Origin of the sequence: Streptomyces sp. AV19 (genome assembly GCF_015999245.1) — a bacterium.
Lineage (GTDB): Bacteria > Actinomycetota > Actinomycetes > Streptomycetales > Streptomycetaceae > Streptomyces.
The window spans coordinates 158,691-173,997 of sequence record NZ_JAEAMR010000003.1; the positions used below are offsets into that span (position 1 = coordinate 158,691).

The window sequence follows — 15,307 nt, forward strand, 5'->3', positions numbered from 1 at the left end:
CACCCGGATGGCGGGGCGGCTCCCGTCGGCGGGGGGACGCGTGGCCGGCGTTCGGCGGACGGTTCGGCGGGGAGGCGGACGTATGCCCTCGTCCGCGCCGGGGCCTGGGACTGTCACCGGCGCCGCCGTCAACTGCCGCCCGGATGAGCCCGGTTGATACGGGCGGGGCGGATGCGGGATCAGAGGCCGTGACCGGAATCGAACCGGCGTAACTCGCTTTGCAGGCGAGCCCCTCAACCACTCGGGCACACGGCCAAGTTGTGCCAAGTTTTGCTGTTGCTCATGACCATAGGCGGGCGTCGGCAGCCCGTTCAACGGTTCACCGGGGAGTGCCACATGACCGACATGCCCCGTTCACGGGACTCGTGACGCCAGGAACTCCTCCACCACCGGCCGGAACATCTCCGGTTCGTCCACCCACGGGTAGTGCCCCACCCCGTACAGCGGCCGGACCGTCGCCCGCGGGAAGGACGCCGCGACGAGCTCGCCCGCGCGCATGCCCGTGACCGCGTCGCGGTCGCCCGTGACGACGAGGACGGGGCAGGTCACGGCGCGCAGGTGGTCGAGGAGGGCCAGGCGGGCCGGGTCGTCGACGCCCTGCCAGAAGGCGATGCGGGGGACGGGGTGGAGCTGGTGGTCCTCGGTGGCGGCGTGGGCCTGCTGCGGGGCGTCCCAGCGGGCGTACGCGAGGGGGGCCGCGCGGCGCAGGAGGGCGCGGGCCTCGGCGAAGTCGTGGGTGTCGGTGAGGGAGTGGGCGGCGACATAGGCGTCCACCCACCAGTCCTCGTCCGCGCGGGACTCGAAGATCTCCTCGGCGTCGCCGGGGAGTTCGCCCTGGAGGCGGGAGCCGGGGGTGGCGAGGACGAGGTGGGTCAGCCGGTGCGGGTAGAGCGCGGCGTATGCCTGGGCCGTGGCGCAGGCGGCGTCGTGGGCGAGGAGGGCGAAGCGGTCGAGGCCGAGGTGGGCGCGGAGGGCCTCGGCGTCCTCCGCGAGGGCGGGGAAGGCGTAGCCGGACGGGTCGGGGGCGGGCGGGGAGGCGCCCGTACCGCGGCCGTCGGGGACGACGAGGGGGTGGCGGGCGTCGAGTCCGCCCAGGTCGCCGAGGTAGGCGGCGTCGCGTCCGGGGCCGCCGGCGAGGCAGATCACGGGCCGGCCGCCGGCGTCCGGCTCGCGCGCCTCCAGCACGCGGTAGGCCAGTTCGGCGCCGTCGTAGGAGGTGTAGCGCGATGTGACGTGTGGGGTGTTCGGCGGCATATGTCCACCATGCCTTATTCGTTCGGTGATCCAGAAGCAACCCATCAGGGAACTCCCGCCTGCCCCAAAATCCGCTTATGATTCCGGTGTGTTCGACTCGCGGCACATCAAGACGTTCCACGCGGTGGTGGCGGCCGGTTCGTACTCCGCGGCCGCCCGCGCGCTCGGATACACCCAGCCCGCGATCACCCAGCAGATGAAGGCCCTGGAACGGGCCGTGGGCACACCGCTGTTCACCCGGGTCGGCCGCCGGATGCGGCTGACCGAGGCCGGGGAGGCGCTCGCCCGGCACGCCGAGACGATCCTCGACTCGCTCAGCGTGGCCCAGCAGCAGATGAGTTCGCTGACCAGACTCCGCTCCGGCCGGGTGCGGATGTGCGCGTTCCCCAGCGCGGGCGCCACCCTCGTCCCCGAGGCGCTGGCCCGGCTCGCGGCCGACCATCCCGGCGTGCGGGTCGAGCTGCTGGAGGGCGAGCCGCCGGAGTCGCTGCGCAGGCTGGAGCGCGGCGAGTTCGACATCGCGCTCGCCTTCACCTACCCCGGGCTGCACGACGAGGTCCCGGACGACCTCGTCGAAATACCGCTGCTGGAGGACCAGCTGACGGTCCTGATGCCCGCCGGGCACCCGCTCGCCCGCCGCCGCGCCGTGGCCCTGACCGACCTCGCCGAGGAGCGCTGGATCGCCGGCTGCCTGCGCTGCCGCACCAACTTCCTGCACGAGTGCACCCAGGTCGGCTTCGCGCCCGACATAGCGTTCACCACGGACGACATCCTGGTCGTGCAGTCGCTCGTCGCGGAGGGGCTGGGGGTGGCGATGATGCCGGGGCTGGTGCTGTCGTTCCTGCGCCACGACCGGATCACCGGCCGGCCGCTCGATCCGGCGTCCAGCCGCCAGGTCTCGGCGTACGTGCTCCGCGACCACCTGCGCGTCCCGGCCACCGCCCTCGTCCTGGACGAGCTCAAGGCCGCGGCGCGGCGGCGCGGCGGCGGTTCGAACAAACCATAAGCGGCAGTTGGCGACCGGCCAACGAACTGTCGTTGGACGTGATCGTTCCCCGGCTCGACGCTGCCCGTATGACGACCCCCATGACGACCCCGACCCCTACGACGGCGCCCGCCGCGCCCCCGGTCACCGCCCGCCTCCGCGGGCTCGTCGACGACATCAGGGAGGCGGTGGACCGCGGTCTGCCGCCCGACACGACCGCCCGCCTCGTCGGCGAACTGCTCGCCGGCCACCTCGGCGCCCCCGACCTGCTCACCGACGAGCAGCGGGCCGGCGACCCCGACCACTACCGCCAGCACGTCCTGCACGCCGAGGAGGACGGCGGCTTCTCCGTCGTGGCGCTCGTCTGGCTGCCCGGCCAGGGGACGCCGATCCACGACCACGTCTCGTGGTGCGTGACGGGCGTGCACGAGGGGACGGAGAGCGAGCGCCGCTACCGGCTGGTCCCCGGCGGCCCGAGCGCGCGGCTGGTGGCCGTCGAGGACGTGGCCAACCGGCAGGGCGAGGTCTGCGGCTTCGCGCCGCCCGGGGACATCCACCGGGTGCGCAACGCGTCCTCGTCCGCCGCGATTTCGATCCACGTCTACGGCGCGGACGTGGCGCGGCTGGGCACCAGCGTGCGGCGCGTCTACCGGCTGCCGGCCGACGAGCTGTGACGGGGGAGACGTCGGTGGCACTGGTCGAGGACCGGGCCAGGGCTCCCGAGGTGCCGCGGTCCGGCCCGCTGCCCGGCCTGGCCATGGCGGCCGCCGCGGTCGCCCTGGCCTGGGCGGTCCACCGGCTCGTCCCCGCCGTCCCGCTGCTCACCGCGGCGGTGGTGCTCGGCATCGCCGCCGCGCACCTGCCGGGCGTCCGGGACGGGGTGCGCGGCGTCGGACGGCCCGGGCTCACCCTCGCCGGGAAGCGGCTGATGCGCCTCGGCGTCGTCCTGCTGGGACTGCGGCTGAGCCTGGGCGACGTGCTGGGGATCGGCTGGGCGACCGTGGCGATGGTGCTGGTGACCGTCGTCGTGACCTTCCTCGGGACGCTCTGGCTCGGCCGCCGGCTCGGGCTGCGCGGCGACCAGCCGCTGCTGATCGCGACCGGCTACGCGATCTGCGGGGCGTCCGCGATCGGGGCGGTCGGCGAGGTCTCCGGCAGCGACGAGGAGGACACGGCGACGTCCGTGGCGCTGGTGACGCTCTGCGGCACGCTGGCGATCGCCGTCCTGCCGCTGCTGCACCACCCGCTCGGGCTGGACGACGGGCAGTTCGGCCGCTGGGTGGGGGCGGGGGTGCACGACGTCGGCCAGGTCGTGGCGGCCGCGCAGACGGCCGGGCCGACGGCGCTCGGCGAGGCGGTGCTGGTGAAGCTGATGCGGGTGGCGCTGCTGGCGCCGCTGGTGGCGGGGGTGGCGGTGGCGACGCGTCGCCGGCGGACGACGGGGACCGGTACCAGGACGACCGGTACCAAGGCGACCGGTACCAGGCGACCGCCGGTCGTGCCGCTCTTCGTCGCCGGCTTCCTGGCCATGGTGGCCGTGCGCAGCACCGGTGTGCTGCCCGGCGCGGTGCTGGACGGGGCGCAGCGCGTCCAGGAACTGCTGCTCGCGGCCGCGCTGTTCGGGCTGGGGAGCGCGGTGCACCTGCCCTCGCTGGTGCGCACCGGGGGACGCGTCGCGGCGCTCGGGCTGGGCGCGTGGGCGGTCATCGCGGGGGTGTCGTACGCCGGGGTGCTGGTGACGACGGCGTGACTGCCGTGTACGAGGGGTGTGACTGCTGTGACTGCTGTGACCCATGAGGTGTGACTTCCGGGCTAGGGCGAACGGCCGAGGACGCTCCGTTCCCCGGACAGACGCGCCGGAACCGCCTCCGTTCCTAGGCTCGCGGCATGACCAGTACTGACTCGATATCCGCGGCCTCCGAGGCCGCCACCGCGCCACCGGGGGAGGCCGGTGGCGTCCTGGGGAGCCGTTACCGCGCCCTGACCCTCGGCATCATCTCCGTCGTCTCGCTGATCGCGTTCGAGGCGAGCGCGATCACGACCGCCATGCCCTTCGCGGCCCGCGCGCTGGGCGGCGTCGGGCTGTACGCCTTCGCGTTCTCCGCCTACTTCACGGCCAGCCTGTTCTCCATGTCCGTCGCGGGGCAGTGGAGCGACCGCTCCGGGCCGCTGGGCCCGCTCTTCACCGGCATCGCCACCTTCGGCGCCGGCCTGGTGCTCGCCGGCTCCGCCCAGCAGATGTGGATGCTCGTGGCGGCCCGGGCGGTGCAGGGCCTGGGCGGCGGGTTCGTCGTGGTGTCGCTCTACGTCGTCGTGGGGCGCGCCTACCCCGAGCGCCTGCGGGCCAAGATCCTGGCGGCGTTCTCCGCCGCCTGGGTGGTGCCCGTCCTGGTCGGTCCCGTGATCGCCGGATCGGTGGCCGAACAGCTGAGCTGGCGCTGGGTCTTCCTGGCGATCCCGGTCCTGATCCTGCTGCCGCTCGCGGTCATGCTGCCCGCGCTGCGGACGCTGCCGCGCGCGGAGGCCGGGGGCGCTCCCGACCGCCGGCGGATCGCGCTCGCGCTGGCCGTCGCCGTCGGCGCCGGGCTGCTCCAGTACGCGGGCCAGGACCGCGAGTGGCTCGCCCTGGTGCCGGCGGTCGCGGGCCTCGCGCTGCTCGCCCCGTCCATCGCCCGGCTGCTGCCGAAGGGCACGTTCCGCGCCGTGCGCGGACTGCCGTCCGTGGTGCTGCTGCGGGGCGTCACGGTGGGCGCCTTCCTCGCCTCCGAGAGCTTCATCCCGCTGATGCTGGTGAGCGAGCGCGGCATGTCCGCGACGGCGGCCGGGCTCTCCCTCACCGGCGGCGGCCTCACCTGGAGCCTCGGCGCGTACACCCAGAGCCGGTCCCGGCTGGAGCCGTACCGGCAGCGGCTGATGTGCCTCGGCCTGGTGCTGATGGCCGTCGCCATCGCGATCGTGCCGCTGGTGCTGCTCGACGGGGCGCCGGTGTGGCTGGTCGCCGTCTCGTGGATCATCGCCGGCTACGGGATCGGGCTGAACGTCTCCAGCAGCGCCGTGCTCGCGCTGGAGCTGTCCCCGGCGGGGGAGGAGGGCGTCAGCTCGGCCGCCCTCCAGGTGTCCGAGGCACTGGGCAACATCGTGCTGGTCGGCGTCGCGGGCGTGCTCTTCGGCGCGTTCGGGGGCGGGACCGTCGGTGAGGGTGCCCACGGGGCGCCGGACGCCGCGGCGCCGCACTCCGCGTTCGGGGCCGTCTACGTCGCGATGGCGGCGGTGGCCCTGACGGGCGCGGTGGTCGCGACCCGGCTGCGGGCGAAGGGCCGGGTGCGCCTGGCATGAACCCGTCCCTCGAACCCGACAAGTGCGGCTCGCGCTGCCCTCCCCGGACCGTCGCGGGGGACCGCCCCGCACGGGCCGGACACGTACGACAGGGCGAGTGGCGGGACCGGAGTCCCGTCACTCGCCCTCTTGCATGGCGGGACCGGGACTCCCTCCGTCCGCCCCTTGGGTAGGCTGTCGCGGTTGTGTTTCCTCAAGGCCCCCGACCACCCCGACGGAGACCGTGACTACCACCACAGCCACCAATCACCACCTCTCGCCCGCCTTCCCAGGCCGGGCCCCCTGGGGTACCGCCAACAAGCTGCGCGCCTGGCAGCAGGGCGCCATGGACAGGTACGTCCAGACGCAGCCCCGCGACTTCCTGGCCGTCGCCACCCCCGGCGCCGGGAAGACCACGTTCGCGCTCACCCTCGCGTCCTGGCTGCTGCACCACCATGTCGTCCAGCAGGTGACCGTGGTCGCCCCGACCGAGCACCTGAAGAAGCAGTGGGCCGAGGCCGCCGCCCGCGTCGGCATCAAGCTCGACCCCGAGTACAGCGCGGGCCCGCTGGGCCGCGAGTACCACGGTGTCGCCGTCACGTACGCCGGAGTCGGCGTCCGCCCGATGCTGCACCGCAACCGCTGCGAGCAGCGCAAGACCCTCGTCATCCTCGACGAGATCCACCACGCCGGTGACTCACGCTCCTGGGGCGAGGCGTGCATGGAGGCGTTCGAGCCGGCCACCCGCCGCCTCTGCCTGACCGGCACGCCGTTCCGCTCCGACACCAACCCCATCCCGTTCGTCACCTACGAGGAGGGGAACGACGGGATCCGGCGGTCCTCCGCCGACTACACCTACGGCTACGGCAACGCGCTCGCCGACGGCGTCGTCCGCCCGGTGATCTTCCTCTCCTACAGCGGCAACATGCGCTGGCGCACCAAGGCCGGCGACGAGCTGGAGGCCCGGCTCGGCGAGCCGATGACCAAGGACGCGATCAGCCAGGCCTGGCGCACCGCGCTGGACCCGCGCGGCGACTGGATGCCCAACGTGCTGCGCGCCGCCGACCAGCGGCTGACCGAGGTGCGCAAGTCCATCCCGGACGCCGGCGCGCTCGTCATCGCCTCCGACCAGGACTCGGCGCGCGCCTACGCCAAGCTGATCCGCGAGATCACCGGCGAGGGCGCCACGGTCGTCCTCTCCGACGACTCGGGCGCGTCCGACCGCATCGACGAGTTCGCGCAGGGCGACTCGCGCTGGATGGTCGCCGTCCGCATGGTGTCCGAGGGCGTGGACGTGCCCCGGCTCGCGGTCGGGGTCTACGCGACGACGATCTCCACACCGCTGTTCTTCGCCCAGGCCGTCGGCCGCTTCGTGCGGTCGCGGCGCCGCGGCGAGACGGCGTCCGTCTTCGTGCCGACCATCCCGACGCTGCTGACCTTCGCCAACGAGATGGAGGTCGAGCGCGACCACGTCCTCGACCGGCCGAAGAAGGAGGGGGACGAGGAGGACCCCTACGCCGAGTCCGAGAAGGAGATGGACGAGGCCAACAGGGAGCAGGACGAGGACACCGGCGAGCAGGACATGCTGCCCTTCGAGGCGCTGGAGTCCGACGCGGTCTTCGACCGGGTGATGTACAACGGCGCCGAGTTCGGCATGCAGGCCCACCCCGGCAGCGAGGAGGAGCAGGACTACCTCGGCATCCCGGGCCTGCTGGAGCCCGAGCAGGTCCAGCTGCTGCTGCAGAAGCGCCAGGCCCGGCAGATCGCGCACAGCCGGCGCAAGCCGGACGAGCAGGCCGACCTGCTGGAGATGCCGGCCGAGCGGCGCCCGGTGGTGACGCACAAGGAGCTGCTGGAGCTGCGCAAGCAGCTCAACACGCTGGTCGGCGCGTACGCGCACCAGAGCGGCAAGCCGCACGGCGTGATCCACACCGAACTGCGCCGCACCTGCGGCGGCCCGCCGAGCGCGGAGGCGACGGCCGGGCAGCTGAGCGAACGGATCAAGAAGGTGCGGGAGTGGGCCACGCGCATGAAGTGAGCGCATGAGGTGATCCGTACGCGGGCGGCACGTGGATGGCACATGGACGGCGCATGGATACAGCCGAGTTGACCAGGTGTTCCTCAAATCCCCTGCGGGGCGCCCGGATTGTGGGCAGACTCTTCCGCTGAGCGGACCGGCTCGCTAGCGTGCCGGTCACGCACACGCCCCGTGGCAGCGCCGCCGCGGAGCGCGGCCGGTTGTACGTCTGTTTCACCGGCGGCCTCTCCTCACGCGCTGCCGGACGGGACCGGAGGCGCAATCCCACCACGACGAGAGCCCGCCTTTCATCGGAGGAGGGGGCGTCGTGACCGCGGAGACTTCGCAGACGCTCGACAGAGGACTGCGTGTCCTGAAACTGCTCGCCGACACCGACCACGGTCTGACCGTCACCGAGCTGGCCGCCCGGCTCGGCGTCAACCGGACCGTGGTCTACCGGCTGCTCGCCACGCTGGAGCAGCACGCGTTCGTCCGGCGCGACATGGGCGGCCGGGCCCGGGTGGGCCTGGGCGTCCTGCGGCTGGGCCGGCAGGTGCACCCGCTGGTGCGGGAGGCCGCCCTGCCCGCGCTGCGGGCGCTGGCCGAGGACGTGGGGGCCACCGCCCACCTGACGCTCGTCGACGGGGCGGAGGCGCTCGCCGTCGCCGTCGTCGAGCCGACCTGGACGGACTACCACGTGGCCTACCGCGCCGGATTCCGGCACCCGCTGGACCGGGGCGCCGCCGGCCGGGCGATACTCGCCGCCCGTGCGGGCGACGTCGACAACCCGGGCTACTCGCTCACCCACGGCGAACTGGAGGCCGGGGCGAGCGGCGCCGCGGCCCCGCTGCTCGGGGTGAGCGGGATCGAGGGCAGCGTGGGGGTGGTCATGCTCACCGACGCCGTTCCGCACCGGGTCGGGCCGCGGGTCGTCGAGGCGGCCAAGGAGGTGGCGGACGCGCTGAGGTGAGGGCCCGGGCCGGGGCGGCCGGGCACGGGGGACGGACGGTGAACTAGATTCGCAGCATGCGTTTCCCGTTCGTGTCCGAATGGTCCCCCCGTGCCCGGATCGTCGCCGTCTGCGCCGTGCCCGTCCTGGCCCTGCTCGGGACCGCTGCCTTCGCCCCCCTGCCGTTCTCCATCGCCCGGCCCGGCAGCACGGTGAACGTGCTCGGCGACCACCAGGGCAAACCGGTGATCTCGGTGAGCGGCGCGGAGACCCGCCGGACGAGCGGACAGCTGCGGATGTCCACGATCATCGCCACCGGTCCGCAGGCGGAGGTCGGGGCCGGCGCCGTGGCGAGCGACTGGTTCCGCACCGACCGGGCCGTCATGCCGCGCGACTCCGTCTTCCCGCCGGGCAAGACCGACAAGGAGACGGAGGAGCACAACGTCGCGGAGATGCGGAAGTCGCAGGACTCCGCGACCCGGGCCGCGCTGGACTATCTGCACCGCTCGCCGAAGGACGTCAAGGTCACGCTGCGCCTCGCGGACATCGGCGGGCCGAGCGCGGGCCTGATGTTCGCCCTCGGCATCGTCGACAAGATCGACGGCGACGGCCGGGGCGGCGACCTGACCGGCGGCCGGGCGATCGGCGGCACGGGCACGATCGAGCCGGACGGGACGGTCGGCCCGGTCGGCGGCGTCCCGCTGAAGGTCCAGGCGGAGGGGCGGGACGGGGCGGGCGTCTTCCTCGTGCCGAAGAAGCAGTGCGCGGAGGCGGAGGCGGAGTTGCCGAAGGGGATGCGGCTGGTTCCGGTCGTCGACCTGCGGGACGCGGTCGCGTCCCTGAAGGCACTGGCGTCGGGCGGGCGGGTGCCGAGCTGCTGACGCGGGGGTTTTGCCCCTCCCCGCCGTTTCTCCCCCAGAGGGGGTGCCCCAGTTTCTCGCGTGCTCCGCACGGGCGGGCAACGCGGCTGCGCCGCGTTCGTCCTCAATCGCCGGACGGGCTGGATTCCGCCGCCTCCCGCACCAGCGGGATGATCCGCAGCGGCACCGCGTTCTCCATCACGATCGCCGTCGACGCCCGCACGATCCCCTCGATGCCCACCACCTTGTCGATCACCCGCTGCAGATCCGCGTTGGAGCGGGCCACCAGCCGGCACAGCATGTCCCCGTGCCCGGTGATCGTGTGCAGTTCCAGCACCTCCGGGACGCCCGCCAGGTGGGTGCGGACGTCCGCGCCCTGCCCCTGGCGGATCTCCAGCGTGGCGAAGGCGGTCACCGGATAGCCCAGCGCCGCCGGGTCCACGTCCGGGCCGAAGCCCCGGATCACGCCCTGCGACTGGAGCCGGTCCAGGCGCGCCTGCGCCGTGCCGCGGGCCACGCCCAGGCGGCGGGACGCCTCCAGGACGCCGATCCTCGGCTCCCGTGCGAGCAGTTCGATGAGCCTGCCGTCCAAACGATCGATCGTCATGATCAGCTCCTCGTGGTCATCCTGTACAGATCGTCCGGGGTTACCGGCGGCCTGCTGTGCAGATTGCCCAGTCGATACGCAAACTATTGCGCACCTTGTGGATCGGCGAGACGCTGCGCGCATGACGCAGACCACAGATCACACCTTTGACACCGCTCGGCAGGCCGACCCCTTCCCGGTCAAGGGGATGGACGCGGTGGTCTTCGCCGTCGGCAACGCCAAGCAGGCGGCGCACTACTACTCCTCCGCCTTCGGCATGAAGCTGGTCGCGTACTCCGGACCGGAGAACGGCAGCCGGGAGACGGCGAGTTACGTCCTGGAGTCCGGTGGCGCCCGGTTCGTCCTCACCACCGTCATCAAGGCCACCAGCGAGCGCGGCCGCTTCCTGGCGCAGCACGTGGCCGAACACGGCGACGGCGCCGTGGACCTGGCCATCGAGGTGCCGGACGCGCGGGCCGCGTACGCCTACGCGGTGGAGCACGGCGCGCGGGGCATCGAGGAGCCGTACGAGCTGAAGGACGAGCACGGCACCGTCGTCCTCGCCTCCATCGCCACGTACGGCAAGACCCGTCACACGCTGGTCGAGCGCTCCGCCTACAGCGGCCCGTACCTGCCCGGCTACGTCGCCGCCGAACCGCTCCTCGCCCCGCCCGCGCAGCGCAACTTCCAGGCCATCGACCACTGTGTGGGCAACGTCGAACTCGGCCGGATGAACGAGTGGGTGGACTTTTACCACAAGGTCATGGGCTTCACGAACATGAAGGAGTTCGTGGGCGACGACATCGCCACCGAGTACTCCGCGCTGATGTCGAAGGTCGTGGCGGACGGCACCCGGAAGGTGAAGTTCCCGCTCAACGAGCCGGCCATCGCGAAGAAGAAGTCGCAGATCGACGAGTACCTGGAGTTCTACGGCGGCCCGGGCCTGCAGCACATCGCGCTGGCGACGAACGACATCGTCGCGACGGTGCGCCAGATGAAGGCGGCGGGCGTCCAGTTCCTGGACACGCCCGACTCCTACTACGACACCCTCGGCGAGTGGGCGGGCGAGACGCGCGTGCCCGTGGAGACGCTGCGGGAACTGAAGATCCTGGTGGACCGGGACGAGGACGGCTACCTGCTCCAGATCTTCACGAAGCCGGTGCAGGACCGGCCGACGGTGTTCTTCGAGATGATCGAGCGGCACGGGTCGATGGGCTTCGGGAAGGGGAATTTCAAGGCGCTGTTCGAGGCGATCGAGAGGGAGCAGGAGAAGCGGGGGAATCTGTAAGGGTTTTCCGCCCCTGCACCCGCCGGGGGCTTCGCCCCCTGGGCCCCGAAGCGCCCTTCGGGCGCTGTCCTCAAGCTCCCCGGAGGGGGCGGCCCCCAGACGGGCTGATTTGCGCGCCCGGGCACGAATTTCAGCCTGTCCGGCGTTTGAGGACGAACGCGGCGCAGCCGCGTTGCGGGCCGAGGGGCGGAGCCCCGGAAGAAACGGTGAAAGGGCGGGGAGGGGCACTCAGCCCGTCTGGGGGCCGCCCCCTCCGGGGAGTTTGAGGACAACCGCGCGGAGCGCGGTTGCGGGTCCGGGGCGGAGACCCGAAAGGGGTGAAGGGGCGCACCCCCTGCGGAAACGGCGAAATGAGGGTGCCCCCTCTGGGGGAGGGCCCGGGGCGATCTACCCCCGGGCAGACCCCGGTGGCATGGTGAACACATGGGCGACCTGATCCAGCTACTCCGCGAAGGACTCCCCGCCACCGCAGTCCTCACCGACCCGGACATCACCGCCTCCTACGCCAACGACATGGCGAGCTTCTGCGCCGCCGGCGCACCCGCCGCCGTCGTCCTGCCCCGCACCACGGAGCAGGTGCAGCACGTCATGCGCACCGCCACCGCACTGCGCGTCCCCGTCGTCCCGCAGGGAGCCCGCACCGGGCTCTCCGGCGCGGCCAACGCCACGGACGGCTGCATCGTCCTCTCCCTGGTCAAGATGGACCGGATCCTCGAGATCGACCCGGCCGAGCGCATCGCCGTCGTCGAGCCGGGCGTCGTCAACGCCGTCCTCTCCCGCGCCGTCGCCGAGCAGGGCCTCTACTACCCACCCGATCCCTCCAGTTGGGAACAGTGCACCATCGGCGGCAACATCGGCACCGCCTCCGGCGGCCTGTGCTGCGTCAAGTACGGCGTGACCGCCGAGTACGTCCTCGGCCTGGACGTCGTCCTCGCCGACGGCCGGCTGCTGACCACCGGCCGCCGCACCGCCAAGGGCGTGGCCGGCTACGACCTGACGCGGCTGTTCGTCGGCTCGGAGGGCAGCCTCGGCGTCGTCGTGCGGGCCGTCCTCGCGCTGAAGCCCGCGCCGCCCCGGCAGCTCGCGCTGGCGGCCGAGTTCCCGTCGGCGGCGGCCGCCTGCGAGGCGGTCCGCCGGATCATGGCCGGTGGCCACGCCCCGTCCCTCCTGGAGCTGATGGACCGCACGACGCTCCGCGCCGTCAACGCCCTGACCGGCATGGGACTCCCGGAGTCCACGGAGGCCCTGCTCCTGGCCGCCTTCGACACCCCCGACCCGGCCCCGCACCTGGCCGCCGTCGGCGAGCTGTGCACCGCCGCCGGAGCCACCGAGGTCGTCCCCGCCGACGACCCCGCCGAGTCCGAACTCCTGCTGCACGCACGGCGGATGGCGCTGCCCGCGCTGGAGGCCCTGCGCCCCGCCACGATGATCGACGACGTGTGCGTGCCCCGCTCCCGCCTCGCCGAACTCCTCGACGGCACCGCCGCCATCGCCGACAAGCACGGCCTGACCATCGGCGTCTGCGCCCACGCGGGCGACGGCAACACCCACCCCGTCGTCTGCTTCGACCCCGCCGACGAGGACGAGGCGAGCCGGGCCCGGGAGTCCTTCGACGAGATCATGGCCCTGGGCCTGGAGCTCGGCGGGACGATCACCGGGGAGCACGGGGTCGGCCTGCTGAAGAAGGACTGGCTGGCCAGGGAGGCCGGCCCGGTGGCGATGGAGCTGCAACGGGGGATCAAGGCGGTCTTCGACCCCCTGGGCCTGCTGAACCCCGGCAAGGTGCTGTGAGCGAAGGGGCTGTGACCCGGGGCGCCGGGGGACGTCCCCGGCGCCGCCCCCGCCCCCCCGCCCGGCCCCGCCCGACGCCCCCCGCAACTCCCGCAACCCCGCGTCCAGCGCCCGCCACTTCCCCTCCGCGCCCCCCGCCCCCAGTCGCAGCGTGCTCTCCAGCCACGTGCGCACCGCCCGGGCCGGTGCCTCCAGCAGCGACGGGCTGGTTTCGGGGCTCCGCCCCGGACCCCGTGTCGCGGCTTCGCCGCTCGTCCTCAAACTCCCCGGAGGGGGCAACCCCCAGACAGGCTGACAGCGCGCGCCCGAGCCGAAGTGCGCGCCCGAGCGGAAGTCTGCGCCCGAGCGGAAGTCTGCACCTGGACGGAAGTCTGCACCTGGACGGAAGCCGGCGCTTGGGCGGAAGTCTGCGCCGGGCTGGACATCCTGCGTGGGGCTGGTACATCCCGCGCGGGCACGAATCAGCCCGTCTGGGGTCGCCCCCTCCGGGGAGTTTGAGGGACAGCGCCCGGAGGGCGCTTCGGGGGTGCAGGGGGCGGAGCCCCCGCCTCGCCGCGCGGAGCGCGGTTTCAGGGGTCCAGGGGGCGAAGCCCCCGGTCAACGCGGCGCAGCCGCGATGGGGGTACCCCCTCTGGGGGAGGGCCCCGGGGCTTGCCCCGGAAGAAACGGTGAAAGGGCGGGCCGGGGGCAACGCAAAACCCCCGGGACCGACCAGCGGCCCCGGGGGTTCGACGCGAACGCGACGCGCGCGAGGATCAGCGCTTGGCCTTCGCAGAGGCCGGCTTGCCCTTGCCGCCGCCACCCTTGCGCTGGGCGGGAGCCTTGTCCTTCGGCGCGGCCGAGGAGGACTTCGCAGCAGCGGACACCTTCTTGGCCTCCGCCTTGGCAACCTCCTTCGCCGCCTCCGCGAACTCCGGATCCACCTCACGCCCCGGCGTCATCAGGTTGAACTTGGTGATCGCGAAGCGGAAGACCACGTAGTAGATCACCGCGAAGCACAGACCCACCAGCACCAGCAGCCACGGTTTGCTCGCGATGCCCAGGTTCAGCAGGAAGTCCACCGCACCGGCGGAGAAGCCGAAGCCGTCCTTCATGCCCAGCGCCCACGTCAGGGCCATCGAGACACCGGTCAGCACCGCGTGGATCGCGTACAGCACCGGCGCGACGAACATGAACGTGAACTCGATCGGCTCGGTCACACCCGTGACGAACGCGGTGAGCGCGAGCGAGAACATCATGCCGCCGACGACCTTGCGGTTCTCCGGACGGGCGCAGTGCACGATCGCCAGGCACGCGGCCGGCAGCGCGAACATCATGATCGGGAAGAAGCCGGTCATGAACTGGCCGGCGTTCGGGTCGCCGGCGAGGAAGCGGGCGATGTCGCCGTTGACGGTGCCCTTGGGGCCGTCGTACGAACCGGCCTGGAACCACGGGAACGAGTTGAGCAGGTGGTGCATGCCGATCGGGATCAGACCACGGTTGGCGACACCGAAGATGCCCGCGCCGACGGCCCCGGAGCCGACCAGCCACTCACCGAAGTTGTGCAGGCCCTTGCCGAGCACCGGCCAGATGTAGCCGAAGCCGACACCGATCAGCAGACCGGCGAAGGACGACAGGATCGGCACCAGGCGGCGGCCGCCGAAGAAGCCCGCCCAGTCCGGCAGCTTCGTCCGGTAGAAGCGCTGGTAGAACAGCGCGACCACGAGGCCCATCACGATGCCGCCGAGGACCTTGGCGTCGACCGCCTGCTCCACCATGGCGACCTTGTGGTCGACCACCGCCTCCTTCTTCGGGAGGCTGCTGTCGGTGAAGGTGCCGAGCACCTTCTGGAAGACCAGGTAACCGGCCACGGCCGCGAGCGCGGTGGAGCCGTCCGACTTCTTGGCGAAGCCGATCGCCACACCCACGGCGAACAGCAGCGCCATGTTGTCGAGGATGGCACCGCCACCGGCCGACATGAACTGGGCGATCTTGTTCAGGAAATGCGGGAACGACTGCTTGCCCAGCATGTCGTCCTGGCCGAGGCGGACCATCAGCGCGGCGGCGGGAAGCACCGCGACCGGCAGCATGAGGCTGCGGCCGATACGCTGGGCCACCGCCATCGCGCTTTTACCGAAGCCCTTTTTCTCGGCCGCGCCGTCGCTAGCCGTACTCATCGGATTCCTCCAGGTGAGGCGGGCACTCGGAGATCGGGGGATCGAGGGGGAGATGGCCCGCTTAATTTGGTCTACACCACTAGTGGTTTAGACCTGTTGTAGCACG

12 protein-coding genes and 1 tRNA gene are annotated in these 15,307 nt (G+C 72.5%); 9 read left to right on the forward strand and 4 right to left on the reverse strand.

The window, feature by feature from the left end:
- Positions 1–183: 183 nt before the first annotated feature.
- Together I5Q34_RS00705 and I5Q34_RS00710 are read right to left on the reverse strand one after the other, a co-directional pair.
- A tRNA-Cys gene (locus I5Q34_RS00705) sits at positions 184–255 on the reverse strand.
- A 99-nt stretch (positions 256–354) separates the two neighbouring features.
- On the reverse strand, positions 355–1,254 hold the full coding sequence (locus I5Q34_RS00710; protein WP_199890091.1) for an alpha/beta fold hydrolase: 900 nt from the start codon (positions 1,252–1,254) through the stop codon (positions 355–357).
- Positions 1,255–1,342: 88 nt separating this feature from the next.
- On the opposite strand from I5Q34_RS00710, the gene I5Q34_RS00715 reads away from it, so the two are divergent.
- The 7 genes from I5Q34_RS00715 (at position 1,343) to I5Q34_RS00745 (ending at position 9,401) form a co-directional block, all read left to right on the forward strand.
- The gene (locus I5Q34_RS00715) at positions 1,343–2,260 is read left to right on the forward strand and encodes a LysR family transcriptional regulator (RefSeq protein WP_199890092.1); all 918 of its coding nucleotides are present in this window, start codon (positions 1,343–1,345) and stop codon (positions 2,258–2,260) included.
- An 80-nt stretch (positions 2,261–2,340) separates the two neighbouring features.
- Positions 2,341–2,913, forward strand: coding sequence for a cysteine dioxygenase family protein (locus I5Q34_RS00720; RefSeq protein WP_199890093.1), 573 nt, complete (start codon positions 2,341–2,343; stop codon positions 2,911–2,913).
- A gap of 14 nt (positions 2,914–2,927) precedes the next feature.
- On the forward strand, positions 2,928–3,989 hold the full coding sequence (locus tag I5Q34_RS00725) for a YeiH family protein (RefSeq protein WP_277965277.1): 1,062 nt from the start codon (positions 2,928–2,930) through the stop codon (positions 3,987–3,989).
- A 137-nt stretch (positions 3,990–4,126) separates the two neighbouring features.
- Entirely contained in the window at positions 4,127–5,575 is a 1,449-nt protein-coding gene (locus I5Q34_RS00730) for an MFS transporter (protein ID WP_199890094.1), read from the forward strand.
- 223 nt (positions 5,576–5,798) lie between these two features.
- On the forward strand, positions 5,799–7,592 hold the full coding sequence (locus I5Q34_RS00735) for a DEAD/DEAH box helicase (RefSeq protein ID WP_199890095.1): 1,794 nt from the start codon (positions 5,799–5,801) through the stop codon (positions 7,590–7,592).
- 307 nt (positions 7,593–7,899) lie between these two features.
- Positions 7,900–8,541 carry an IclR family transcriptional regulator gene (locus I5Q34_RS00740; protein ID WP_199890096.1) on the forward strand — a complete coding sequence of 214 codons (642 nt, stop codon included), beginning with the start codon at positions 7,900–7,902 and terminating at the stop codon, positions 8,539–8,541.
- Positions 8,542–8,597: 56 nt separating this feature from the next.
- Complete coding sequence (locus tag I5Q34_RS00745) at positions 8,598–9,401, forward strand: hypothetical protein (RefSeq protein WP_199890097.1); 804 nt, start codon at positions 8,598–8,600, stop codon at positions 9,399–9,401.
- A gap of 103 nt (positions 9,402–9,504) precedes the next feature.
- Here I5Q34_RS00745 and I5Q34_RS00750 read toward each other — a convergent pair whose 3' ends face one another.
- Complete coding sequence (locus I5Q34_RS00750) at positions 9,505–9,987, reverse strand: Lrp/AsnC family transcriptional regulator (RefSeq protein WP_199890098.1); 483 nt, start codon at positions 9,985–9,987, stop codon at positions 9,505–9,507.
- A 121-nt stretch (positions 9,988–10,108) separates the two neighbouring features.
- Here I5Q34_RS00750 and hppD point away from each other — a divergent pair, with 121 nt between their 5' ends.
- On the forward strand, positions 10,109–11,254 hold the full coding sequence (hppD, locus tag I5Q34_RS00755; RefSeq protein WP_199890099.1) for a 4-hydroxyphenylpyruvate dioxygenase: 1,146 nt from the start codon (positions 10,109–10,111) through the stop codon (positions 11,252–11,254).
- A 423-nt stretch (positions 11,255–11,677) separates the two neighbouring features.
- Positions 11,678–13,045 carry an FAD-binding oxidoreductase gene (locus tag I5Q34_RS00760; protein WP_199890100.1) on the forward strand — a complete coding sequence of 456 codons (1,368 nt, stop codon included), beginning with the start codon at positions 11,678–11,680 and terminating at the stop codon, positions 13,043–13,045.
- A 755-nt stretch (positions 13,046–13,800) separates the two neighbouring features.
- Here the strand turns inward: I5Q34_RS00760 and I5Q34_RS00765 are convergent.
- Positions 13,801–15,201, reverse strand: coding sequence for a PTS transporter subunit EIIC (locus I5Q34_RS00765; protein ID WP_374192944.1), 1,401 nt, complete (start codon positions 15,199–15,201; stop codon positions 13,801–13,803).
- Positions 15,202–15,307 lie beyond the last annotated feature (106 nt).